Raw genomic sequence first — 23296 nt, 5'->3', positions numbered from 1 at the left:
CGTGATCACCGCCGCTCAGATGCGGGCCGCCCGGGCCCTTCTCGGTATCGACCAGCGCCAGCTGGCCGAACTGGCGGGAATTTCTGTCCCGACAATTCAGCGCATGGAGGCGAGCGCCGATGTCGTGCGCGGCAATGTCGACTCGCTGATGCGTTTACTGGCCGCGTTGGAAAGCGCCGGTGTCGAGGTGATCAACGAGGGAACCGTCAGCACGGATGGTGGGCGAGGGGTCAGGCTCAGGGCGAAACTCAAGCCATCAAAGAGCGGAGCGACGGAGCCATCAGCGCCCCTTCCTGCAGCGAGGGATGATCCGTGACATCGGTTTCTATCCTGTTGTCATGTGTGGCCGCGCTGCTTGGGATGGCTGTGCTCGCAGTGCCGATCGCCCGTTCGGCCTCGCCCACGCCTATCATCTACGGTGCAAGCCTGGTTTTCTCCGCCATCGCTTTCGTTATTGCGTTCGCCTATCTGGCCACGGCTCTCCCTGCCGCCGAAGCGTCGGCGCTTGTCCTTCCTCTCGGCCTGCCATGGCTCGGAAGCCACTTCCGGATCGATGCGCTTGCGGCCTTGTTCCTTGTGATCGTCAACCTCGGCGGCGCGCTCTCCAGCCTCTACGGTCTCGGCTACGGCCGTCACGAACACGCGCCGCATCGGGTGCTGCCGTTCTTTCCGGCTTTTCTCGCCGGCATGAACCTTGTGATCATGGCCGATGATGCCTTCACCTTCCTCATTTCCTGGGAGTTCATGTCGCTCGCGTCCTGGGCGATGGTGATGGCCCATCATCGCGACGCCGGCAACCGCAAGGCCGGCTATCTCTATATCGTCATGGCGAGCTTCGGCACGCTCGCGCTCCTGCTTGCCTTCGGGCTGCTTGCCGGGGCTGACGGAAACTATGGTTTTGCCGCCATGCGGATGTCCGAACATACGCCGTTCACGGCTGGTCTCGTGCTCATCCTGCTGCTGCTCGGCGCCGGTTCCAAGGCCGGCCTCGTGCCGTTGCATGTCTGGCTGCCGCTGGCACATCCGGCTGCGCCGAGCCATGTTTCGGCACTGATGAGCGGCGTCATGACCAAGGTCGCCGTCTATGCGTTCATCCGCGTGATTTTCGACCTGATCGGCGCGCCGACATGGTGGTCGGGCGTCATCGTCCTTGTGCTCGGCGGCGGCACGGCTGTGCTGGGCATCCTGCATGCGATGATGGAGAGGGACCTCAAACGTCTGCTTGCCTATAGTACGATCGAGAATATCGGCGTGATCTTCGTAGGCCTCGGCCTGGCGCTCGCCTTCAAGGCGAACGGCATGGATCTGGCGGCCGCACTGGCGCTGACGGCCGCGCTGTTTCACGCTCTCAATCATTCCTTCTTCAAGAGCCTGCTCTTCTTCGGCGCCGGCGCGGTACTGACGGCAACGGGCGAGCGGGACATGGACAAGCTGGGCGGCCTTATCCACCGCATGCCGGTCACCAGCTTCCTTTTCCTCATCGGCTGCGTCGCGATCTCCGCCCTGCCGCCGTTCAACGGCTTCGTTTCCGAATGGCTGGCATTCCAGGCGATCCTGCAAAGCCCTGATTTGCCGCAATGGGGCCTGAAAATCCTGGTGCCGGCGGTGGGCGGGCTACTCGCCTTGTCGGCGGCACTGGCTGGCGCCTGTTTCGTCAAGGCATTCGGCATCACCTTCCTCGGCCGTCCCCGAACCGTCGTCGCCGAACAGGCGCTGGAGGTCGACCGCTTCTCTCATGCGGCAATGTCCGTATTGGCAGCGCTCTGCCTTTTCGCCGGCATCCTGCCGGGAATCATCATCGACGGCCTTGCACCGGTGACACTGTCGCTGATCGGTGACCGGATGCCGGTGCAGACGGATATTCCGTGGCTGTCGATCGTGCCGGTCGCCGAAAGCCGCAGTTCCTATAACGGCCTGCTGGTCTTCCTGTTCACCCTCCTTTCGGCGTCGCTGACGGTCTATCTCATCCACCGTTTCGCTTCGCGGCGGCTCCGCCGGGCGCCCGCCTGGGATTGCGGCTTCCCCGAGGTCAATCCGATGACGCAATATGGCGGCGGCAGCTTCGCCCAGCCCGTCCGGCGCGTTTTCGGCACGCTGATCTTCCGGGCGCGCGAGCGGGTCGACATACCGGCGCCCGGCGATCTCCGTCCGGCACATTTTGCCGTCGAGACACATGATCTGATCTGGGAAGGGCTTTACCTGCCGATCGCAGGCGCCGTCGGATTTGTGGCCGAAAAGCTCAACCACCTGCAGTTTCTCACGATCCGGCGTTATCTGAGCCTGGTCTTCCTCGCGCTCGTCTTCCTGCTTCTGGTGCTGGCGCTATGGTCCTGATCACAGCTCTTCTCGTCCAGGCATTCCAGATGGCGCTCGTCGTGCTGCTTGCGCCGCTGCTGACAGGCTTCATACGCCTCATCAAGGCGCGGTTGCTGCGTCGGCGGGGGCCTTCCGTGATCCAGCCATATCGTGACCTGCTGAGGCTTCTGCGCAAGGAGGTGGTGCTCGCCGAAAATGCCTCCTGGCTGTTCAGGGTGACGCCCTATCTGATCTTCGCCGTCACGTGGGTTGCAGCCGCCATCATCCCCACCTTCGCCACCGGCCTCATCTTCAGTTGGACCGCGGACCTGATCGCCATAGTCGCGCTGCTCGGCAGCGCCCGCTTCTTTCTGACACTCGCCGGCATGGATGTCGGCACGAGCTTCGGCGGCATCGGATCGAGCCGCGAGATGATGATCGCGACGCTCGCCGAGCCTTCGATGCTGCTTATCATCTTCACCCTCGCCCTCATCGCCGGTTCGACCCAGCTTTCGTCCATCGCCGCTTTCATGACCTCATCGCAGGTGGGCCTGCGTGTTTCCCTGGCGATCGCCCTGATCGCCTTGGTCATGGTCGCGATCGCCGAAAATGCCCGTATTCCGGTCGATAACCCTGCGACCCATCTGGAGCTCACCATGGTGCATGAAGCCATGGTGCTCGAATATTCCGGGCGCCATCTCGCGATGATCGAGCTCGCGGCATCGCTCAAGCTGTTGCTCTACATCTCGCTGATCGCCTGCATTTTTGGGCCGTGGAAACTGGCCGTCCTGGGCGCCGGCCCAGCCGTCTATCTGGCCGGCCTGCTCGCCTACCTCGCCAAGCTTGCGGCCGGCGGAGCGCTGCTTGCGCTGTTTGAAACCGCAACGGCCAAGATGCGGGTGTTCCGCGTGCCGGAATTCCTTGGCGCGGCACTCATGCTCGCGCTGCTCGCCACCCTCCTGCGGTTCGTCTCGAGGAGCCTTTGATGGACGGGCCGGTCTTCGACATCGCCCATATGTTCGCCGGCGGCCTGGTGCTGGTCAGCATGATGATGCTCTATCAGGACCGTCTTTACGCGCTGCTCAACGTCTTCGCCCTGCACTCGCTGATACTGACGCTGTCAGTGGCCTGGCAGGCCTTCATCCAGGATGCGCCGCATCTGTATGTAACGGCAGCAATCGCCCTCGTCTTCAAGGCGATCGTCATTCCCGTCGTGCTCCACCGCATGATCCGCCAGCTCGGCATCCACCGCGAGATCGAGACGGTCGTCGGCATCGGCCCAACCATGCTCGCCGGGATCGGACTGGTCGCCCTGGCGACGGCGGTGATGCTGCGGGTGACGCCGGAGGCGGATCCGCTGGCGCGGGAGGATCTCGCCTTCGCCCTCTCGGTGCTGTTGCTCGGGCTTTTGATCATGGTCACCCGCCGCAATGCCGTCAGCCAGGTCGTCGGCTTCATGTCGCTGGAAAACGGGCTAGTGCTCGCCGCAACCGGCGCCAAGGGCATGCCACTGGTGGTCGAGATCAGTGTCGCCTTCTCGATCCTCATCGCCTTCATCGTCATCGGCGTTTTCCTGTTCCGCATCCGCGAGCGGTTCGACACCGTCGATGTCCGCGCGCTCGATGATTTCAAGGGAAGGAGGCGAAAATGAACGTTTTCTCCCCTGTCCTGGCCCTCGATGCTGTAACGGCCGTCCTCTTGATACCGATTGCGGCGGCGGCCCTTCTGGCGCTGCTGCCCGGCTATCGGATGACGGCGCGACTGAACGTCCTTGCAAGCCTGCTGACCCTGCTTGCCGCCCTTTGCCTGTTCGTGACCGATCGCCCGGCACCGGGACAATATCTCCTCGTCGACGATCTCAACATCGTCTTCATCGTCCTCAACACCTTCGTCGGCTTCACCACCAGCGTTTTCAGCGCCAGCTACATCGCCCACGAGCTGGAGACCGGGCGGCTGACACCGGCAAACATCCGCTTCTACCACGCCATGTATCAGATCATGATGTTCGGTATGAATCTCGCATTCGTGTCGAACAATATCGGCCTGATGTGGGTTGCCGTCGAACTTGCGACGCTGACCACCGTGCTGATGGTCGGCCTCTACCGCACGCATGAAGCGCTCGAAGCCGCCTGGAAATATTTCATTCTGGGAAGCGTCGGAATCGCCTTCGCGCTCTTCGGCACCATTTTGGTCTATCTGGCTGCGCAGCCGGTGGTGGGCGAAGGTTACGACGCCATGGTCTGGACCATCCTGATCGACCATGCCGCCGCCTTCGATCCGGCGCTCCTCAACGTCGCCTTCATCTTTCTGCTGCTCGGCTACGGCACCAAGGTCGGTCTCGCACCGCTGCATGCCTGGCTGCCGGACGCCCATGCCGAAGGGCCGACACCGATCTCGGCGGTCCTTTCCGGCCTGCTCCTGAATGTCGCGCTTTATGCCGTGCTGCGCTTCAAGATGCTGCTGTCGGCCAGTCCCGAGGCGCTCGCTCCCGGACCGCTGATGATGACGATGGGCCTCGCCTCGCTGATCTTCGCCGCCTTCATGCTTTACCGTCGCCGCGACATCAAGCGCCTGTTCGCCTATTCCTCGATCGAGCATATGGGCATTATCGTCTTTGCCTTCGGCCTGGGCGGGCCGATCGCCAATTTCGCCGGGCTGCTGCACATGGTCATGCATTCGCTGACCAAATCGGCGATCTTCTTTGCCGTCGGCCATATCGCCCAGATCAAGGGAACGCAGAGGCTCTCCGCCATCCGCGGCCTGAGCGAAACGCATCCGGGGCTTGGTTGGGGTCTGCTCACCGGTGTCATCGCTATCGCCGGCCTGCCGCCGGCGGGCATATTCATGAGCGAGTTCCTGATCGTCAGCTCGACCTTCGCCAAGCAGCCGCTGCTTGCCATTCCGCTGGTCTTCGGGTTGCTGGTCGCATTCGGCGCCCTACTGCTCAGACTGACGGGGGCCGTCTTCGGCCAGCCGCGCGGCAGCACGGCGCCGGCCCAGGCGTCCTACCTGCCGATGTATGCCCATCTCGCGCTGGTGCTCGTCGCCGGCGTCTATCTGCCGCCGCCGCTGGTCGCCTGGTTCCAGCATATCGCCAACCTTCTTCGATGATGCGGGGAAAAGATGTCGGTGCTGAGCGATCTGATTGAGAAGGGGGTGTCGGTTCAACATCACGCGCCATGGCCGCGCCCCGTCGTCGATCCGGCGGTATGGGCATCGGCGACACTAGAGCTCGCGAAAGGGCGGTTGACCTTGCTCGGCCTTTGGGGAGAGAGGCACGCCGTGCACATGGCCCTCCTCGATGAATCCGCCGGCTCGATCGCGGTCATCAGCCTTGAAGGGCTGGCGGATGGATATCCCTCCGTTGCGCGGCATCATCCACCCGCGCTGCGGCTGGAGCGGGCAATCCGCGACCTTACCGGATTGGAGCCGCAGGATCTGCCGGATATCCGCCCATGGCTCGATCATGGACGCTGGGATCTGCGCCACCCGCTTGGCGAGCGGGCGGCAACCCTGGCGGAGCCCTATCCCTACACCTTCCTGCGTGCGGAGGGTGACGGTCTGCATCAGATCCCGGTCGGCCCCGTGCATGCCGGCATCATCGAGCCCGGGCATTTTCGATTCACGGCCAACGGCGAAACGGTCGTCCGTCTCGAAGAACGTCTCGGATATGTCCACAAGGGGATCGAGGCGCTGATGGTCGGCAGGGATCTGCTCCGCGGAGCACAGCTCGCTGGACGGACGTCCGGCGACAGTACGGTCGCCTATGCCTATGCCTTTGCTCAGGCGGCGGAGGCAGCGACCGGACTTGTTGTACCGCCCCGCGCGTTATGGCTGAGGGCCCTGATGGCCGAACTGGAGCGGCTCGCCAACCATCTCGGCGATATTGGCGCCATCTGCAACGATGCCGCGTTTCCGTTGATGCTGGCCCATTGCGGCGTGCTGCGCGAACGTGTGCTTCGCGCGTCCGATACCGCCTTTGGCCACCGGTTGATGCGCGATCGTATCCTCCCCGGCGGCGTTGCGGTCAACCTCGGCGACGATGGACGCGCCATCTTGAAGGCTCTGCTTGATGAAATCCACCGAAAGTTGCCGGCCTTGGTGGAACTCTATGACAACACGGCCTCGCTTCAGGACCGAACGGTCGGAACCGGCAGGCTGCGATGCGAACTTGCCCGCCAATATGGCGCCGGCGGTTATGTCGGGCGCGCCTCCGGGCGCGGTTTCGACGCGCGGGATGCCCTGCGTTATCCGCCCTACGACCAGCTTTCATTCGAGGTTCCGGTGCTGAACGAGGGCGATGTCAACGCCCGCGTCTGGATCCGCATTCGCGAAGTCGAGCAGAGCCTATCCCTGCTGAGCCAGATCATCGACCGGTTGCCGGATGGTCCGATCGTGAGGGATATCCCCTTCATCAATGAGAGCCGGGAGGGCATGGCGCTCGTCGAAGGCTTTCGCGGCGACGTTCTGGTCTGGCTGCGGCTGACTCGGGAGAGTAGGATCGAACGCTGCCATTTGCGCGATCCATCCTGGTTTCAATGGCCACTGCTGGAGGCCGCGATCGAAGGAAATATCGTCGCGGACTTTCCGCTCTGCAACAAGTCGTTCAACTGTTCCTATTCCGGTCACGATCTCTGAAGGCAACCCATCATGCGCAAGCTCCTCTTCGAAAGTCTCATCCGGCCGCCACTGACGGAACTGAGACCGCCGGTTTCCGACGCTGCGATGACAGAGCTCGCCGCCGCCATCGAAAGGAGCGCGCGCCTACGGCTTGGACGCAGCCTGTCGATCCGAGCCGTCGATGCCGGGTCCTGCAACGGCTGCGAGCTGGAAATGCACGCGCTTGGCAATACTTTCTATGACATCGAGCGCTTCGGGCTTCGTTTCGTCGCCTCGCCGCGGCATGCCGATGTGCTGCTGGTTACCGGCCCGGTGACCAGGAACATGGTGCAGGCACTCGAACGGACCTACATTGCCACGCCCGACCCCAAATGGGTCGTTGCCCTCGGCGACTGTGGTCGCGATGGAGGCTGCTTCGCGGGCAGCTATGCCGTCCTCGGCGGGGTTTCGAAGGTCGTGCCCGTCGATCTGCACATTCCAGGATGTCCCCCTTCACCGATGGATATCCTCAAGGGTCTGCTCGCGCTGCTTGAAGATGTGAACAGGGAGGGCCGCGTTTCGTGACGGGCAGTTTCGATGGTTCGACTTCTGCAGGCTGGGATCATTGCAGTCACCACGCTGGCCGCGGCAGCGCCAAGGCTACTTGCAACCATTTGGCACCGGATCGTGCCACCAATACCGCCGCGCCGGCGGCATGACAATGCGCTGGGCGGTCAACCGGCGGATCCCGCTATGCGCATGGCAATCGATGCCGTCGAGAAGGTGTTTGTCCGGGATTTCAAGTGGTCTTTTCGCAGGCTGCCGGTTTCGAAGGTCGGCATCGATGCACGGGCCGAGATTCTTGATAGCGGGCGGCCAACCGGAAAGTTCCTGCCTCTTCAAATCAGATCGATACCATCATGGGTGGAAGCCGGTGGCGATTACATCCATCGCGGCGAGCGCAGCCATCTCGATTACTGGGCGAAACACTTGTTGCCTGTCTGTATCGTCATCGCCGATGCCCGCAGCGGGATAATGCGATGGCAGAGAGCCGACAAGGGGAACTGCGCGGAAACGGAGTCGGGGTGGGAGATGGTTGTTCCGGCAGCCAACGTGTTGGATGCTAACGCCAAGTTCTGTTTCGACGAGGCCGTTGCCTCCGATCAGGAGTCGCTGATGCGCTCTGCCTTTGCCCTTGATCGAGAGCTCATGGAGGAGGTTCAGGATCAAACAACTTTTTTCGTGTGGGACGAGTGGGGCGACACGACAGTGATCTTTTCCAACCTGCAGATCTATATCGGCGAAGACGGGAGGGACGAGCCGGATATTCGGATCGACTATCATCTTCGGGCAGACAATCTGCATGACGTCATGACCAGGCTCTTTCCTTGGGCAACCTACTCTTACGCCGAGCCGATCAAGGAATATTCCGAAGAGGTTGCCGTGCACGTTCTCGAGGTCGAACTTCGACCTGAAGCAGAGGCCTATCTCGAGGCCGAAGACTTTCTGGTGGCGGGCTACCCCGATGAGGAGGAGCCGTGCGCGCCGGAATCCGAGGGTTATGTTACGGCGCAAGAAGAAGAGGCGTTCTGGCGGAGCCGGGGTGTTTCTCGCGGGCATCGTAATCAGGACGAATGACGATACCGTGCAAATCGCGGATTTGGGGTCAAAGAGGCGGCAGGCACAACGCTGTCTACACGACGTGAACCTGCCGCTTTGGGAATCAGCTTTTCGTATGCCACTCTTTTCCTCCGCAGCAGCATTTTTGGAAGTGCGTGATTGTTTTCATCGGCCGTGCAGATCATCCGGTCGCGCAGGGTCCAGGATCAAACAGCTAAAGCGTGCGAAACATCACCAACGCGTCGACGTAACCCTGCGTCGGATGAAGGAAGACACCAGGCAGCCGGCCGACGATATCGAAGCCCAGAGATTGCCACAGCCCTACCGCGCGTTCATTGCTGCTGACGACGAAATTGAACTGCATCGCCCGAAAGCCCCGCGAGCGGGCATGCTCCAGCGAATGCTCATGCATCAGCCGGGCGACGCCACGGCCGCTGGCCGCAGCATCGGTCATGTAACCGCAATTGCAGACATGCCGGCCACCGCCGGCCTGATTGGCCTTGATGTAATAGGTGCCGAGGATCACGCCGTCCTCTTCGGCGACGAAGGTCTCGCGGTCCGGTCCCATCCAGTAGGCCAGCGCGTCAGCTTCGCTCAGATCGCGATCGAGCGCATAGGTTTCGCCGGCGCGGATCGTCGGACCGATGATCCTCCAGATGGCGCTTCGATCGTTCTTGTCTGCGGGTCGGATCAGCATGCCCGATCTCTAACGAAACCGGGCACGCCGCGCAACGGGTCGGCAGCCTCCGGCAAAAGCTGGAAGCGTCCCGACCTCAAACCCTTTCAAGTGCGATTGCAATCCCCTGCCCGACGCCGATGCACATGGTCGACAGCGAGTATTTTCCGCCGGTCTCCAGAAGCTCGAGCGCTGCCGTGCCGGTGATGCGTGCGCCCGACATGCCAAGCGGATGGCCGAGCGCAATGGCGCCGCCATTGCGGTTTACGCGCGCGTCATCGTCGGCAATCCCGAGCGCGCGCAGCACCGCTAGCCCCTGGCTGGCAAAGGCCTCGTTGAGTTCGATCACGTCGAACTGATCCGCGGTCACGCCGAGCCGTGCCATTAGCTTGCGCGAGGCCGGGATCGGCCCGACACCCATTACTCTTGGCGGAACCGCGGCAGCCGCGCCGCCGAGAATGCGGGCGATCGGCGTCAGGCCGTATTTTCGCGCCGCCGCTTCGGAGGCGACGATCAGTGCGGCCGCCCCGTCATTGACGCCGGAGGCATTGCCTGCTGTCACCGTACCGCCTTCCCTTTTGAAAGGTGTGGCGAGTTTCGCCAGCGTTTCGATCGTCGTTGCGCGCGGATGCTCGTCCTTGTCGACGATAACGGCATCGCCCTTGCGCTGCGGGATGACCACCGGCGTGATCTCCTTCGCCAGCCGTCCATTCGCCTGAGCGGCAGCGGCCTTCGCCTGGCTTCGCACCGCGAAGGCATCCTGGTCCTCGCGGCTGACATGATAGTCCTCGGCGACATTCTCGCCGGTCTCCGGCATGGAATCGACGCCGTACTGCTTCTTCATCAGCGGGTTGACGAAGCGCCAGCCGATCGTCGTGTCATGGATCTCAGCCGCGCGTGAAAAGGCCGTCTCGGCCTTCGGCATGACGAAGGGCGCACGCGACATGCTCTCGACGCCACCGGCGACCATCAGCTCGGCCTCGCCGGAGCGGATGGCGCGTGCGGCCGTGATCACCGCATCCATGCCGGAGCCGCAGAGCCGGTTGATCGTCGTGCCGGGTACGGCGATCGGCAGGCCGGCCAGCAGGGCCGACATGCGCGCGACATTGCGGTTGTCCTCGCCCGCCTGGTTGGCGCAGCCGAAGATCACGTCGTCGACGGCTTCCCAATCGACGGCGGCATTTCGTTGCATCAGCGCCTTCAGCGGGATTGCGCCGAGGTCGTCGGCGCGCACCTGGGAGAGCGAGCCGGCAAAGCGGCCGATCGGCGTTCTGATATAGTCGCAGATAAAGGCTTCGGTCATGACTTTTCCTCAGAGTTTGGGCACGACGAGGTCGGCAACCAGGCCCTCGACATGCAGCGGCGCGCCGGTCATGGCCTGCAATTCCTCCTGCGACATCGCGGCCAGCTTCTCGCGCAGGACGAAGCGTCCCTTGACGATGTCGATGACGGCATGGCTCGTATAGACGCGGGTGATGCAGGCGACGCCGGTCAGCGGGAAGGTGCATGCCTCCACCAGCTTCGGCTCGCCTGTCTTGGTGACGTGCTCGGTAATGACGCAGACCTGCTTGGCGCCGTGCACGAGGTCCATGGCGCCGCCGACGGCCGGCACACCCTTGCTGCCCACCCGCCAATTGGCGAGGTCGCCGCTCTGGGCAACCTGATAGGCGCCGAGGATCGCGACGTCGAGATGGCCGCCGCGCACCATGGCGAAGCTGTCGGCGTGATGGAAGAAGGCAGCACCCGGCTTCAGCGTCACCGCTTTCTTGCCGGCGTTGATCAGATCCCAGTCCTCCTCGCCTGCCGCCGGCGGCTCGCCGAAGTTCAGGATGCCGTTTTCGGTGTGAAAAATCGCCTGACGGCCGGGCGGCTGATAACGGGCCACCATTTCGGGAAAGCCGATGCCGAGGTTCACATAGGCGCCGTCGGCGATGTCCTGCGCGGCGCGCCAGGCGATCTGCGCATTGGAAAGCTTGATGTCTTCGCGGGTGTCGATGGTCATACGTAGGCCACTCCGGCTCGAATGAGCTCTTCTTCCTGCTGGGGATTGGGAACAGTGACGACGCGGTCGACGAAGATGCCTGGTGTCACCACCTGCTCGGGATCGATGCCGCCGGCCGGCACGATGGATGAGACCTGGACGATGGTTTTCGCCGCCGCCATGCACATCAGCGGATTGAAGTTGCGGCCGGCCTTGTTGTAGGTGAGATTGCCCTGGATATCGCCGATCGCAGCCTTGACGATCGCGAAGTCGGCCTTCAGCCAGCGCTCCTGCACGTAATGGCGGCCGTCGAATTCGGCGATGACCTTGCCGTTGGCAAGTTCGGTGCCGTAGGCCGTCGGCGTATAGAAAGCCGGAATGCCGGCGCCGCCGGCGCGGATGCGCTCGGCAAGCGTTCCCTGCGGCACCAGTTCGAGCTCGATTTCGCCGGCCAGATATTTATCCGTGAAGGCGCGCGGATCCGACGAACGCGGGAAAGAGCAGATCATCTTTCTGACCATGCCGGCATCGATCATCGCAGCGATACCGATGCGCCCGTTGCCGGCATTGTTGTTGATCACGGTGAGGCCCTTGGAGCCCTTGTCGATCAAGGCATGAATAAGCTCGATCGGCGCGCCCGAGCCACCAAAACCACCGATCATGACGGTCGCGCCATCCCCGATCTCAGAGACGGCTTCCGCAGTGCTCCCGACTGTCTTGTCCATGCGAGACCTCTCCTTGACTAGATGCGGTCGGGAGCTCTCCATCCCGTCCTCTGCCGTAGACATAAAGCGCGGCGGGCCAACCGACAATATATTTGTGCGATATTTGACATTTGTTCGTATATCGCACAACATGGAGTGATCGGGCGCAGCCCGAGCAATCGATCCAGTGAATCGATTGCAGCGACGAATGCCCAAAGCGCACGCGAAGGGCGAAGCACCATAGAATGCGTTCAGACAGACAGCCCCAACACAGGAGCCCACCATGCGCGAAACGGATTTCGTCAGCGGCTTTGCCCGCGGCCTGAAGGTGATCGAAGCCTTCGGCGAAACCCGGCAGCGGCTTTCGATCGCCGAGGCCGCCAAGCTGACGGAGCTTGACCGCGCCACTGTTCGCCGCTCGCTGCTGACGCTCGCCGAGCTCGGATATGCCGATTATGACGGCAAGTTCTTCACGCTGACGCCGAAGATCCTGCGCCTAGGCCATGCCTATCTCTCGGCAACGCCGCTGCCGGCGCTGCTGCAGCCGCACCTCGATCATCTTTCGGAAAGGGCCGGCCAGAGTGCCTCGGCTTCGGTGCTCGACGGCACCGACATCGTCTATATCGCCCGCGCCTCGCAGCGCCGCGTCATGTCGATCAACCTCACCCCCGGCAGCCGCCTGCCCGCCTACTGCGCCTCGATGGGCCGCGTGCTGCTCGCAGCCCTTCCAGAGAGCGAGGTACGCGCCATCCTCGCCCGCAGCGAGCTGAAGCAAAACACTGCGAATACGAAAACCGATCCGGACGAACTGATCGCCGAATTCCGCCGCGTCCGCACTGAGGGTTACGCCATCATCGATCAGGAGCTGGAGATAGGCCTCTGTTCCATCGCCGTGCCTGTCGACAACGACCGCGGCGAAACGGTCGCGGCGATCAATATCGGCGCGCCGGCCGCTCTCGTGCCAGCGGCGGAGATGAAGGAACGCTATCTGCCGCTGCTGAAGGAAACGCAGGCGGCGCTGCGGCCGCTGCTGCGGCGGTGATGGTAAGCAGTTCCAGCAAAAGTGCGCAGCGGTTTTGCGTCCGGAATGCGTAAAATAAGAGATGGAGCGGCCCCGCCAGTGCCGGGGCCGCTCGCAATCGATCAATGCGACAGGTCGAGCGCGGCGGTCAGGTCGCCCATCGGCGGCCGGTCGTTATTGCGCAGCGCCTTGTCGCGGGCGATGACGCCGGGCAGCACCGGCAGATCGTAACGGGCAGTGATGAAGCGGATGATCGACGTCGTGTCGTACTGGGTATGATCGACCATGCCGCCCTTGGCGAAAGGCGAGATAATGAAGGCGGGAATACGGTTGCCCGGGCCCCAGCGATCAGCCTTCGGCGGCGCAACGTGATCCCAGAAGCCGCCATTCTCGTCATAGGTGACGATGACGAGCATATGGCCCCATTGCGGGCTCTTCTCTAGGTGGGAAACGATATCGGCAAGATGCTGGTCGCCGCTAGAAACATCGGCATAACCGCCATGTTCGTTGAGGTTGCCCTGCGGCTTGTAGAAGGAAACCGCCGGCAGCTTGCCGTCGTCGATATCCCTGAGGAAGGCTTCGCCGCCAAGGCCGCCGTCTTTCAGATGCTCGGAACGCGCCGGGGTGCCGGGCGCAAAATTGGCGAAATAGTTGAAGGGCTGGTGATGGAACTGGAAGTTCGGTACCGGCGTGGCATTCTTGCCGTCAAGGACTGCCTGCCAGGCGCCGCTATACCAGGCCCAGCTGACGCCCTTCAGCGACATGAGGTCGCCGATGGTGATTTCATGCTGCGGCGGCAGCGTCGTTGCGGCGGCGGGATCGGCATAGGCCGGATCGCCGTTCTTGGCCGGCGGATTGGCGCTCGGCTGGTAGGGCGGCTGCATGGTGTTGACGGCGTAGAAGTCGGGCGTCAGGTTCCCGTCGGAGACGAATTTCGGTGCGCCCTCCAGCGCCGACTTCGGGGCGTTTTCCGCGACCGTCAGCGACGTGCCGTCCGCGTCCACCTTGGCGATGGTCGGCTTGGCCGGGCTCTTGTCGGCATCCGGATAATAGGGCGTGCAGGCGCAGACCAGTGCGAAATGGTTGAGGAACGAACCGCCGAAGGCGCCCTGGAAGAAATTGTCGGCAATGACGTATTTCTTGGCGACGTGCCACATCGGCAGGATGGAGCCGTCGTAATGGCCCATCACCAGGCTGCCGGAATCGGCCCAGGCGACGAACTTGTCGTTCTTGCCGCCGTCGATCTGCATCTGCTCCTGGTAGAAGCGGTGCCAGAGGTCGCGGGTGATGACCGAAGGCGCCTCTGCGAAGCCCTTGGGATCGTCGATCGCGAAGGCGGCGTTGGCAAGATGGGCCGACTGCGCCTCGGTGACGGCAGGCGTCACACCCTTGGCGGTGAGGCCGCCCCAGGCCGGCGGCAGTTCGGACAGCGGCTGGCCGTCGCGATCGAGCTGGCGGGCGCGATCGGCGGTCGCGTTCGAGAGCCCGTCGACGCCGGGAAAGCTGCCGTAGAGATTATCGAAGCTGCGGTTTTCGGCATAAATGACGACGACATTGTCGATCTTGTCGTAACCGGCGGGCGCCGCATGGGCTGCCGTCGCCAGGGCAAACGGCACGATGGCCGATCCGGCGAGATAGATCGAATGGAGGAGTTTCAGTCTTTTCACGGGTGGTACCTCATGGCTAGGGGGCGTTGGCTAGAGGGAGCGAAGAACGCTCGGGGGGCGTTCGGACGCTATTCCGGCCGTCTATCAACTTTGTGACATCAGGGGTTGCCGTGATGCCGCAGGGACTAGCCGTCATCAATTTGTTGCAACGAGGTTCGATCATGGAGGAAACCAGTCTTAAGCTATTGGAATCCTTATCATGACAATCAAGACCATCTGGCTTGTGCGGTCCGGCCTGGCCGTCAGCATGGCAACAACGGCGCTCTGTCTTGCCCTTCTTCCCCTGCGGCAAAGCAGCGCGGCGACCGCCGTCGGCCTACATCCAGGACCGATGTCGCGCACGGAAGCCTTCGCCCGGGCAGAAATGCTCACCGCGCTCGGCCGCAAGATATTCTCAGATCCCTCGCTGTCGGCCTCGGGGCTTCAAGCCTGCGCGTCCTGCCATGATCCCAGTCATGCCTTCAGCCCGGCATCGGCCATGCCGGTCGAGATGGGCGGCGAACATGGGGACCAGCCGGGCCTGCGCGCCGTTCCGACGCTGCGCTATCTGCAATCGGTGCCTGCTTTCACCGAGCATTATTACGATTCCGAGGACGAGGGCGACGAAAGCGTCGACAATGGCCCGACGGGCGGCCTGACTTGGGACGGCCGGGTCGATCACGGCGCCGATCAGGCGAAGATCCCGCTGCTCTCGCCCTTCGAGATGGGCAACAAGGATGCGGCCGAGGTGGTGGCGAAGCTGCGAAAAGCCGCCTATGCCGACGACATCAAGGCAGCCTTCGGCGCCACCGTGTTCGACAATCCTAAGGACGCCTTCGATGCCGCTGCCGAGGCGCTCGCCACCTTCGAACAGAGCGGCCCGGATTTCTATCCCTATTCCAGCCGCTACGACGCCTTTCTCGCCGGCAAGGCGACGCTGACAGCGCAGGAGTTGCACGGACGGCAACTGTTCGAGGACCCCGCCAAGGGCAACTGCTCAAGCTGTCACTTAAGCGAACCCGCCAATGACGGCGAGCCGCCGCAATTTTCAGATTTCGGCTTCCTCGGGCTTGCCGCACCGCGCAACATGGCGATCCCGGCCAACAGTGATCCCAACTATCATGATCTCGGTCTTTGCGGCCCGCAGCGTACCGACTTTGCCGGACGCAGCGAATATTGCGGCCTGTTCCGCACCCCGACGCTGCGCAATGTCTCGCTGAAGAAGAGCTTCTTCCACAATGGCTATTTCCACTCGCTGCGCGACGTCGTCTCCTTCTACGCGACGCGCGACAGCGATCCCGGCCGCTGGTATCCGAAAAACTCAGACGGCACGGTCCGTAGATATGACGACCTGCCGCAGGCCTATTGGGACAATCTCAACCAGGACCCGCCCTTCGGCAGGAAGCCGGGCGATGCGCCCGCCCTCACCGATCCCGAGATCGACGACATCGTCGCTTTCCTCGGAACCCTGACCGATGCCGACCTGCAATCTGATGCGACCGGGCATTGACCCGGGCCGGCGGACCACTCTTGTTGTGGACCTGCCAGGCTGAGGACGGAAACGCATCTCGGTCATTGCTTGAGAATATGCAATGTTTCATATGCGTCATTGACGAATGGAGGTAGCGATGGCCAGCATGACGATCCGGAATCTCGCCGATGCCATTCGCGCCCGCTTGCGATCGATCGGGGGAATTGAGCTCGCAATTCCACCCCGCCAGCCGATCCGAGACGCGCCGGAGTTTGACGCGTAACGATCCCGATACCACTGTCATATCGGAAGTCGGAAGGACTTCACGTTCATTCATGGCGGGTTGAAACCGGGGCCGCTATCCTACAATCCGGCGAAGCATTCCCACTTGATGTATCATAATTTCCGATATACATCATTTCATCGGAAATGGTGGGGGAATGATGGAACGCTCGTTTTTGACGATTGCTGCCGGCGAGAATAATGATGCGATACGCGCGCTTTCGGCGCCGGCGCGGCTCGAGATGCTCAAGCTGCTCTGCGCCAAAGGGCCGATGAATATCAACGATATCGCGCGTGCCCTTTCTCTTCCTCAATCGACTGTCGCCACCGGGATCCAGATCTTGGAAGATGCCCGGCTTGTCGATTCCCAGCTGACGAAGGCCCGCAAGGGAAACCAGAAGATCTGCTCGGCAATCTATAGCGAAATTCTGATCAGCTTTGAGGAAAGTGCGGCCCAAAGGGCCAACAATATCATCGAAGTCGAGATGCCGGTCGGGCTCTACACCAGTTGTGACGTCCATGCGCCATGTGGTCTTTGCTCCACCGAGAGCGTCATCGGTCCTCTCGATGTCCCCGACTATTTTCTCGATCCGCAGCGCATGCAGGCCGGGCTCGTCTGGTTCGGCAGGGGATATGTGGAATATAAATTCCCCAACAATGCCAAGGTGTTGAACAAGGATATCCGCGCCATCGAGTTTTCGCTGGAGCTGTCGTCGGAAGTGCCGGGCACCAATCCGGACTGGCCGTCTGACATAACCCTCTGGGTCAATGGAATGGCGATCGGAACCTGGACGTCTCCCGGCGACTATGGCGACAAGCGCGGCGCCTTCACGCCGGCATGGTGGAAGCTCGAGGGCTCGCAATATGGGATGATGAAGACCTGGCGGATTTCCACGCGCGGAACCTTCATCGACGGTATCGCCGCCTCGAATGTCACGCTCAGCGATCTTGCCCTTGCCCAGCATTCCTCCATCCGGCTCCGGGTCGGCATCGCAGAAAATGCCGGCCATACCGGTGGCGTCAATATTTTCGGCCGCGGCTTCGGAAATCACGGACGCGATATCATCATGCGGCTGCATGTCTGAAAAATCAAAATCGGAAATCTTGATTTAAATATCACGATTCTTTCCAGTTTCCGTCGTCGTCAAAATCGCAGAAACAACTGAAATAAAACATTTTTCTTTGAAATCCATATTAGTATGATTAAAGCCGCAACTTGGTTGACAGAACAACATTCCTGATATCAAGTTAGAGGCAAGAAAACAAAATATTTGATATATAAACGGGAGGATCCGTTGAAGACGAACGTTGTGGTTCACCGCGATTTCCGCATCGCGACCATTGATTCCAGGCTCTACAGTTCATTTCTCGAGCATCTCGGCAGGGCGATCTACGGGGGCATTTATGAGCCCGGACACCCGACGGCCGACGAGGACGGATTCCGCCAGGATGTCCTCGATCTCGTCCGTGAGCTCGACACCCCATACTGCCGCTATCCCGGCGGCAACTTCGTCTCGGCCTATAATTGGGAAGACGGCGTTGGCCCGCGTGCCGAGCGCCCGGTGCGCCTCGACCTTGCCTGGCGCACCCGCGAAGCAAACCAGATCGGCGTCAACGAATTCGTCGACTGGTGCAACAAGGCGAATACCAAGCCGATGCTCGCCGTCAATCTCGGATCACGCGGCCTGGATGCCGCCCGCAATTTCCTCGAATATTGCAATCATCCCGGCGGCACCTACTGGTCTGATCTGCGCCGCAAACACGGCTGGTCCAATCCGCACGATGTCAAATTGTGGTGCCTCGGCAACGAGATGGATGGTCCCTGGCAGGTCGGCCACAAGTCGGCCTATGAATATGGCCGGCTGGCGGATGAGACGGCGAAGGCCATGCGCGGCTTCGACAAGTCACTCGAACTCGTGGTCTGCGGCTCATCCAATTCCGACATGAAGACCTATCCCGAGTGGGAGGCCCAGGTTCTCGAGCAGTGCTATGACAGCGCCGACCATATCTCGCTGCATATGTATTTTGCCAACCGCGAGAAAAATACCCTCAACTATCTCGCCCGCGCGACGAAGCTCGACCGCTACATCACCACGATCGGCGGCGTGATCGACTACATCAAGGCGAAAAAACGCTCGAAGAAGACGATTGGCATTTCCTTCGACGAATGGAATGTCTGGTATCATTCCAACCAGCAGGACAAGGAGATCCTGGCGCGCGACGAATGGCCGGATGCGCCGCATCTCTTGGAAGACATCTATAATTTCGAGGACGTGCTACAGGTCGGCGGCATCTTGAATACCTTCATCCGTCGCTCCGACCGGGTGCGCATCGCCTGCATCGCGCAGCTCGTCAACGTCATCGCCCCGATCATGACCGAGGACGGCGGCGCTGCCTGGCGCCAGACCATCTATTACCCGTTCTACTACGCCTCCAGATATGGCCGTGGAACGGCGCTGCAGTTGGTCGTCGATGGCCCGACCTATGACAGCGACGAGGAGAACGACGTCCCCTATCTCGACGTATCGGCAGTCCATTCCGAGGACGGCAAGACCTTGACCTTCTTTGCCGTCAACCGCCATCCGAGCACGGCGCTCGATCTCGATGTGCGGCTGGAAGGGTTCGCAAATGCCCGGGTGGTCGAGCAGGTGGAGATGACCCACGGCGACCTGGAAGCCGTCAACACGGCAGCGCGGCCGAAGACGGTCGCCCCCGTCAACGTCGAGAGTGGAAAGATCGAGGATGGACGGCTGCGGGCGGCGCTGAAACCGTTCTCCTACAACGTCATCCGGCTGTCGGTGTGACAGCTACCGCCGGGTAGCCCATTGGGGCGCCCCGGCTAGAACAGGATGATTTTAGGCCGGGTCGGCCTAAAGTCTGAATCCTGTTCTAAATTAAAGAGTTAGAGCATGATGTCGTCCGAAAACCGCTGACACTTTTCGGCATCATGCTCTGGGATATTCGGCTCGCTGCGAGGAGGCAGGGAGCCGGAGAGATGGTTCGCTGAGGTCCCGGACCTGACTGTTTAAGTCCTGATGCCTCTGCGAACCGACAACCGCGACGTGCCCATGCGTGCCCTTGCGGCCGCCGTATCGTCGCTTTCTAGGGAGGAGTTCATGCAACAGTGGAAGAGGCTCGCATTTGGCGTCGCGCTGGCCGCACTCGGCCTGACAGCGACGGCCAAGGCCGATGACTACACCTCCTTGCCGCGCAAGGAGACGCTCATCGTCGAAAATCCGGAAGGGACGATCAAAAATCCCGGCTGGTTCAACATCTGGGTCAATGGCGGCGGCGGCGTATCGACCGGCCTGCAGCAGCTGACCATGGATACGCTCTGGTATATCGACCCCGAACAAGGACTTGGCGGCGCGACCTGGGACAATTCTCTGGCTGCCGACAAGCCGCAATATAATGCCGACTTCACCGAGATGACCGTGAAACTGCGCAAGGGGCTCTTCTGGAGCGACGGCGTGGAGTTCACGGCAGACGACGTGGTCTACACCGTCAAGACGCAGATGGATCACCCCGGCATGGTCTGGAGTGCTGCCTTCTCGGTGCAGGTGGCAAGCGTCGAGGCGACCGACCCCTCGACTGTGGTGTTCAAGCTGAAGAAGCCCAATTCGCGCTTCCACGCCATTTTCACCGTTCGCTGGAACGGCGCCTGGATCATGCCCAAGCATGTCTTCGAGAAAGTCGAAGATCCGCTTCGTTATGATTTCGCCAATCCCGTTTCGCTCGGCGCCTACAAGCTCAAGTCCTACGACCCGCAGGGCAAGTGGTATACCTGGGAGAAGCGCGACGACTGGCAGCGGACATCGCTTGCCCGCTTCGGCGAGCCGGCCCCGAAATATGTAACCTATGCCGATCCCGGCCCGCCGGATAAACGCACCATCGCTCAGCTCGAGCATAATCTCGATATCATTCACGACAACACGCCCGAGGGCATGTTCACGCTGAAGGAAAAATCCAAGTCGATCGAGACCTGGTTCCCGGGCTTCCCCTTCGCCCATCCGGATCCGACACTTCCGGCGGTGATCTTCAATACCCAGGAGCCGCCCTTCGACAACGCCGATGTGCGCTGGGCGCTTGCCCTGCTGATCGACATCAAGGCGGTTGACATGGCGAGCTATCGCGGGGCAGCGACGCTGTCGGCGCTCGGCGTGCCGCCGACGGCGGCCACGATGAAGGACTATCAGGCGCCGATGCAGGATTGGCTGAAGAATTTCGAGATCGATACCGGCAAGAGCAAGATCAAGCCTTATGACCCGACGGTCGGGCAACAGATCGCCGATATCCTGCGCAAGCAGCCGAAGTTCAAGGACCAGATCCCGACCGACCCGGAGGCGATCAGCGGTGCCTTCGGCTATGGCTGGTGGAAACCGGATCCGAAGGCTGCCGGCGAACTGCTGGAGAAGGCAGGCTTCAAGAAATCCGGCGGCAAATGGCTGACCCCTGATGGACAGCCGTTCAAAGTCCGGATGACGGTCGAGGGTGACACCCGCTCCGTCTTCACCCGGGCCGGAACGCTGATCGCACAGCAATGGGCCGCTTTCGGTATTGACGCCAAAGCCGTGCCGGCCGCGAAACTGTGGCAGGTGGCGCTCCAGCCCGGCGATTTCCAGGTGGCGATTGCCTGGAGCGTCGAAACCTGGGGCGGCGATCCCGATCTGTCGTTCTTCCTCGACAGCTGGCACTCGCAGTTCGTGGCCAAGAAGGGTGACAATCAGCCGCCGCGCAACTGGCAGCGCTGGAGCAATCCGGAGCTCGACAAGATCATCGAAAGCATCCGCGGCATCAGCGCCGACGATCCGAAGGGCGTCGAGCTCGGCAAGGATTATCTGAAGCTGGTCGCCCGCGAAATGCCGACGATCCCGCTGATGTCGTATAACGTCTTCACCTCGATGGATACGACCTATTGGACCGGTTATCCGACGATATCAGATCCCTATACCGATCCGGTGCCGAATTGGGCCAACTCCAGGCTGATGATGGTCAAGCTGAAGCCGGCACAACCGAAATAATCCTCCCAACGCCGGCGCGAGTGTTGCGCGCCGGCCCCCTAATCGACGGGCATGTGGCATGTCCGTCGATCCTTTCCACTTGATGAAGGGAACCAGAGAGGAACCACCGCCCTATGACGTCCTATCTGATCTTTGTGCTGAAGCGGTTCGGTCAGTTTCTGCTTGTCGTGTTTCTTGGCGTGACCATCACATTCTTCGTCACCCACCTGACCCCGATCGATCCGGTCGAAGAAAGCATAGGCGCCATCACCCAGATGGGGCAGTCCGACCCGAATGCGATCGAACTGATGCGCCAGTCGCTTCGCGAGCTTTACGGCATGGAGGGCTCGATCTGGCAGCAATACCTCCATTTCTGGCTGCGGCTTGCGACCGGTGATCTCGGTCCCTCGCTGTCGGCTTTTCCCACACCCGTTTCCACCATCATCCTGCGGTCCCTGCCCTGGACCATCGGGCTGATGACGGTGTCGACGCTGATCACCTTCGTGCTCGGCAATGCGATCGGCGCGCTCGCCGGCTATTACCGCAAGGACATGGTGCTGAAGGCCGTCAGCCTCGTCTTCATCGCCCTGCTTCCCATTCCCTATTACATTCTGGCCTTCGTGCTTCTGATTGTGTTCGGCTATCTCTGGCCGGTGCTGCCGATCAATGGCGGCTACGAGATGAACGCCAATCTGGACCTCTCCTTTGCCCTGGTCCTCGATATCCTGAAACACTCGATCCTGCCGGCCTTGTCGCTGATCATGGTCGGCGCCGGCAGCTGGCTGATCGGCATGCGCGCCCTCGTTTCCAACATCATCACCGAGGATTACGTCGTCTTCGCCGAGCTTGGCGGCGTTCCGAAGCGGAAGATCCTGCGCTCCTATATCGCCCGCAATGCCATGGTGCCGCAATTCACCGGGCTTGCCATGTCGCTCGGGGCGATCTTCAACGGCACGGTCATCACCGAAATCGTCTTCGGCTATCCGGGCATCGGCAACCTGCTGATCGAAGCGGTGCATGCCGGCGACTACAGCCTGGTGCTCGGCCTCAGCGCATTGTCGATCGTCGGCGTTGCCGCCGCCGTCTTCATCATCGACATTTTGAGCCCGCTGATCGATCCGCGCATCAAGGTGGAATAGAGCATGTTTACGATCGTCCGCGACCTCGCGCGCCAGAATATGGAATTCCTCTGCGGCCTGCTGCTCTTTGCCGTCATCGTCGGCCTGGTCATCATGTCCTATTTCTCGCCCTACGGCGCGACCGACATCTACCTTCTGCCGCCCGATATGCCGCCGGATGGCGAATACTGGCTCGGCACGACGTCGCGCGGCCAGGACGTTTTCTGGCAATTGACGACCGCGCTCAGGAACACCCTGTTTTTCGGCATCGGCGTCGCCTTCATTTCACGCATCATTTCGCTGGTCGTCGGCCTCGTCGCCGGCTATGCCGGCGGCACGGTCGACCGGGTGCTGATGGCCATCAACGACAGCGTCATGGTCATCCCGCAATTTCCGCTGCTGATCCTGTTCTACTTCGTGCTGAAGGACAGCATGACCTGGACGGCGCTGATCCTCATCATGGCCTCGCTCGGCTGGTCCTATGACGCACGCCTCATCCGGTCGGTGGCGATCAGCCTGAAGACGAGATCCTTCACCACGCAGAGCGTGTATTCCGGTATGAGCATGCGCAAGATCCTCGTCGAGGAGCACCTGCCCTATGTTCTGCCGATCGTCTTCGCCACCACGATGAACAACATGATCTGGTCGATCGGCATGGAGATCACCCTGTCGGTGCTGGGCTTCACCGATATCGAGACGCCGACCATGGGCATGATGATCTATTGGGCCAATGCGCATTCGGCGCTGATATCAGGCATATGGTGGTGGGTGGCCGCCCCCGTCGCGGTCATCGTCGTCCTCTTCCTGGCGCTCTTCCTGCTGTCCATGTCGATGAACGAATACAATGATCCGCGCAGCCGGCTGAACCGGATGGGAAATTAGT

The 23296-nt window shown here is 61.5% G+C and carries 21 protein-coding genes; 16 read left to right on the top strand and 5 right to left on the bottom strand.

Features of this window, described 5'->3' with window-relative positions; all coding sequences use genetic code 11:
* Positions 1-19 precede the first annotated feature (19 nt).
* From RL_RS31260 to RL_RS31225, 8 genes are read left to right on the top strand one after another with little or no spacing between them, the layout of a single operon-like run.
* Positions 20-316, top strand: coding sequence for a helix-turn-helix domain-containing protein (locus RL_RS31260; RefSeq protein WP_173364463.1), 297 nt, complete (start codon positions 20-22; stop codon positions 314-316).
* Entirely contained in the window at positions 313-2334 is a 2022-nt protein-coding gene (gene hyfB / locus RL_RS31255) for a hydrogenase 4 subunit B (protein WP_011655042.1), read from the top strand. The genes RL_RS31260 and hyfB overlap by 4 nt, the downstream gene beginning before the upstream one ends.
* Positions 2325-3281, top strand: a complete 957-nt coding sequence (locus RL_RS31250) for a respiratory chain complex I subunit 1 family protein (RefSeq protein ID WP_011655041.1) — start codon at positions 2325-2327, stop codon at positions 3279-3281. The genes hyfB and RL_RS31250 overlap by 10 nt, the downstream gene beginning before the upstream one ends.
* Complete coding sequence (locus RL_RS31245) at positions 3281-3946, top strand: hydrogenase-4 component E (RefSeq protein ID WP_003548927.1); 666 nt, start codon at positions 3281-3283, stop codon at positions 3944-3946. The genes RL_RS31250 and RL_RS31245 overlap by 1 nt, the downstream gene beginning before the upstream one ends.
* A complete protein-coding gene (locus RL_RS31240) occupies positions 3943-5406 on the top strand; it encodes a hydrogenase 4 subunit F (protein WP_011655039.1) in 1464 nt (487 codons plus the stop codon). Before RL_RS31245 ends, RL_RS31240 begins: the two co-directional genes overlap by 4 nt.
* A gap of 12 nt (positions 5407-5418) precedes the next feature.
* Positions 5419-6933 carry an NADH-quinone oxidoreductase subunit C gene (locus tag RL_RS31235; RefSeq protein ID WP_011655038.1) on the top strand — a complete coding sequence of 505 codons (1515 nt, stop codon included), beginning with the start codon at positions 5419-5421 and terminating at the stop codon, positions 6931-6933.
* Positions 6934-6945: 12 nt separating this feature from the next.
* Complete coding sequence (locus tag RL_RS31230; protein WP_011655037.1) at positions 6946-7479, top strand: NADH-quinone oxidoreductase subunit B family protein; 534 nt, start codon at positions 6946-6948, stop codon at positions 7477-7479.
* A 12-nt stretch (positions 7480-7491) separates the two neighbouring features.
* Positions 7492-8532 (top strand): DUF4365 domain-containing protein, encoded by a 1041-nt coding sequence (locus RL_RS31225; protein WP_011655036.1) that lies wholly within the window; start codon positions 7492-7494, stop codon positions 8530-8532.
* 196 nt (positions 8533-8728) lie between these two features.
* On the opposite strand, the gene RL_RS31220 is transcribed toward RL_RS31225, so the two are convergent.
* The 4 genes from RL_RS31220 to RL_RS31205 form a co-directional block, all read right to left on the bottom strand.
* A complete protein-coding gene (locus tag RL_RS31220; protein WP_011655035.1) occupies positions 8729-9211 on the bottom strand; it encodes a GNAT family N-acetyltransferase in 483 nt (160 codons plus the stop codon).
* 76 nt (positions 9212-9287) lie between these two features.
* Entirely contained in the window at positions 9288-10493 is a 1206-nt protein-coding gene (gene pcaF, locus RL_RS31215) for a 3-oxoadipyl-CoA thiolase (protein WP_011655034.1), read from the bottom strand.
* 9 nt (positions 10494-10502) lie between these two features.
* The gene (locus RL_RS31210; RefSeq protein WP_011655033.1) at positions 10503-11192 is read right to left on the bottom strand and encodes a 3-oxoacid CoA-transferase subunit B; all 690 of its coding nucleotides are present in this window, start codon (positions 11190-11192) and stop codon (positions 10503-10505) included.
* Positions 11189-11896, bottom strand: coding sequence for a 3-oxoacid CoA-transferase subunit A (locus tag RL_RS31205; RefSeq protein WP_011655032.1), 708 nt, complete (start codon positions 11894-11896; stop codon positions 11189-11191). Before RL_RS31205 ends, RL_RS31210 begins: the two co-directional genes overlap by 4 nt.
* A gap of 262 nt (positions 11897-12158) precedes the next feature.
* Between RL_RS31205 and RL_RS31200 the strand changes: the two genes are divergently transcribed.
* A complete protein-coding gene (locus tag RL_RS31200) occupies positions 12159-12917 on the top strand; it encodes an IclR family transcriptional regulator (RefSeq protein WP_011655031.1) in 759 nt (252 codons plus the stop codon).
* Positions 12918-13018: 101 nt separating this feature from the next.
* Here RL_RS31200 and RL_RS31195 read toward each other — a convergent pair whose 3' ends face one another.
* Positions 13019-14563: an acid phosphatase gene (locus RL_RS31195; RefSeq protein WP_011655030.1), complete on the bottom strand. Its 1545-nt coding sequence runs from the start codon at positions 14561-14563 to the stop codon at positions 13019-13021.
* Positions 14564-14762: 199 nt separating this feature from the next.
* Between RL_RS31195 and RL_RS31190 the strand changes: the two genes are divergently transcribed.
* From RL_RS31190 to RL_RS31165, 7 genes are all read left to right on the top strand, one after another.
* Positions 14763-16052, top strand: coding sequence for a cytochrome-c peroxidase (locus tag RL_RS31190; protein ID WP_041936900.1), 1290 nt, complete (start codon positions 14763-14765; stop codon positions 16050-16052).
* Positions 16053-16170: 118 nt separating this feature from the next.
* Positions 16171-16296 (top strand): hypothetical protein, encoded by a 126-nt coding sequence (locus RL_RS41070; protein ID WP_261315805.1) that lies wholly within the window; start codon positions 16171-16173, stop codon positions 16294-16296.
* A gap of 157 nt (positions 16297-16453) precedes the next feature.
* The gene (locus RL_RS31185; RefSeq protein WP_011655028.1) at positions 16454-17380 is read left to right on the top strand and encodes an ArsR/SmtB family transcription factor; all 927 of its coding nucleotides are present in this window, start codon (positions 16454-16456) and stop codon (positions 17378-17380) included.
* A gap of 210 nt (positions 17381-17590) precedes the next feature.
* Positions 17591-19099 (top strand): alpha-N-arabinofuranosidase, encoded by a 1509-nt coding sequence (locus RL_RS31180; RefSeq protein ID WP_011655027.1) that lies wholly within the window; start codon positions 17591-17593, stop codon positions 19097-19099.
* Between the two features lie 312 nt (positions 19100-19411).
* On the top strand, positions 19412-21316 hold the full coding sequence (locus RL_RS31175) for an ABC transporter substrate-binding protein (protein ID WP_011655026.1): 1905 nt from the start codon (positions 19412-19414) through the stop codon (positions 21314-21316).
* A gap of 113 nt (positions 21317-21429) precedes the next feature.
* A complete protein-coding gene (locus tag RL_RS31170; RefSeq protein ID WP_003548897.1) occupies positions 21430-22434 on the top strand; it encodes an ABC transporter permease in 1005 nt (334 codons plus the stop codon).
* Between the two features lie 3 nt (positions 22435-22437).
* Positions 22438-23295, top strand: coding sequence for an ABC transporter permease (locus tag RL_RS31165; protein WP_011655025.1), 858 nt, complete (start codon positions 22438-22440; stop codon positions 23293-23295).
* The last annotated feature ends 1 nt before the right edge of the window (position 23296 follow it).

Source organism: Rhizobium johnstonii 3841 (genome assembly GCF_000009265.1).
Taxonomy (GTDB): domain Bacteria; phylum Pseudomonadota; class Alphaproteobacteria; order Rhizobiales; family Rhizobiaceae; genus Rhizobium; species Rhizobium acaciae.
Note: the sequence above shows the minus strand (reverse complement) of the source record. Positions and strands in the feature narration are given on the sequence as shown.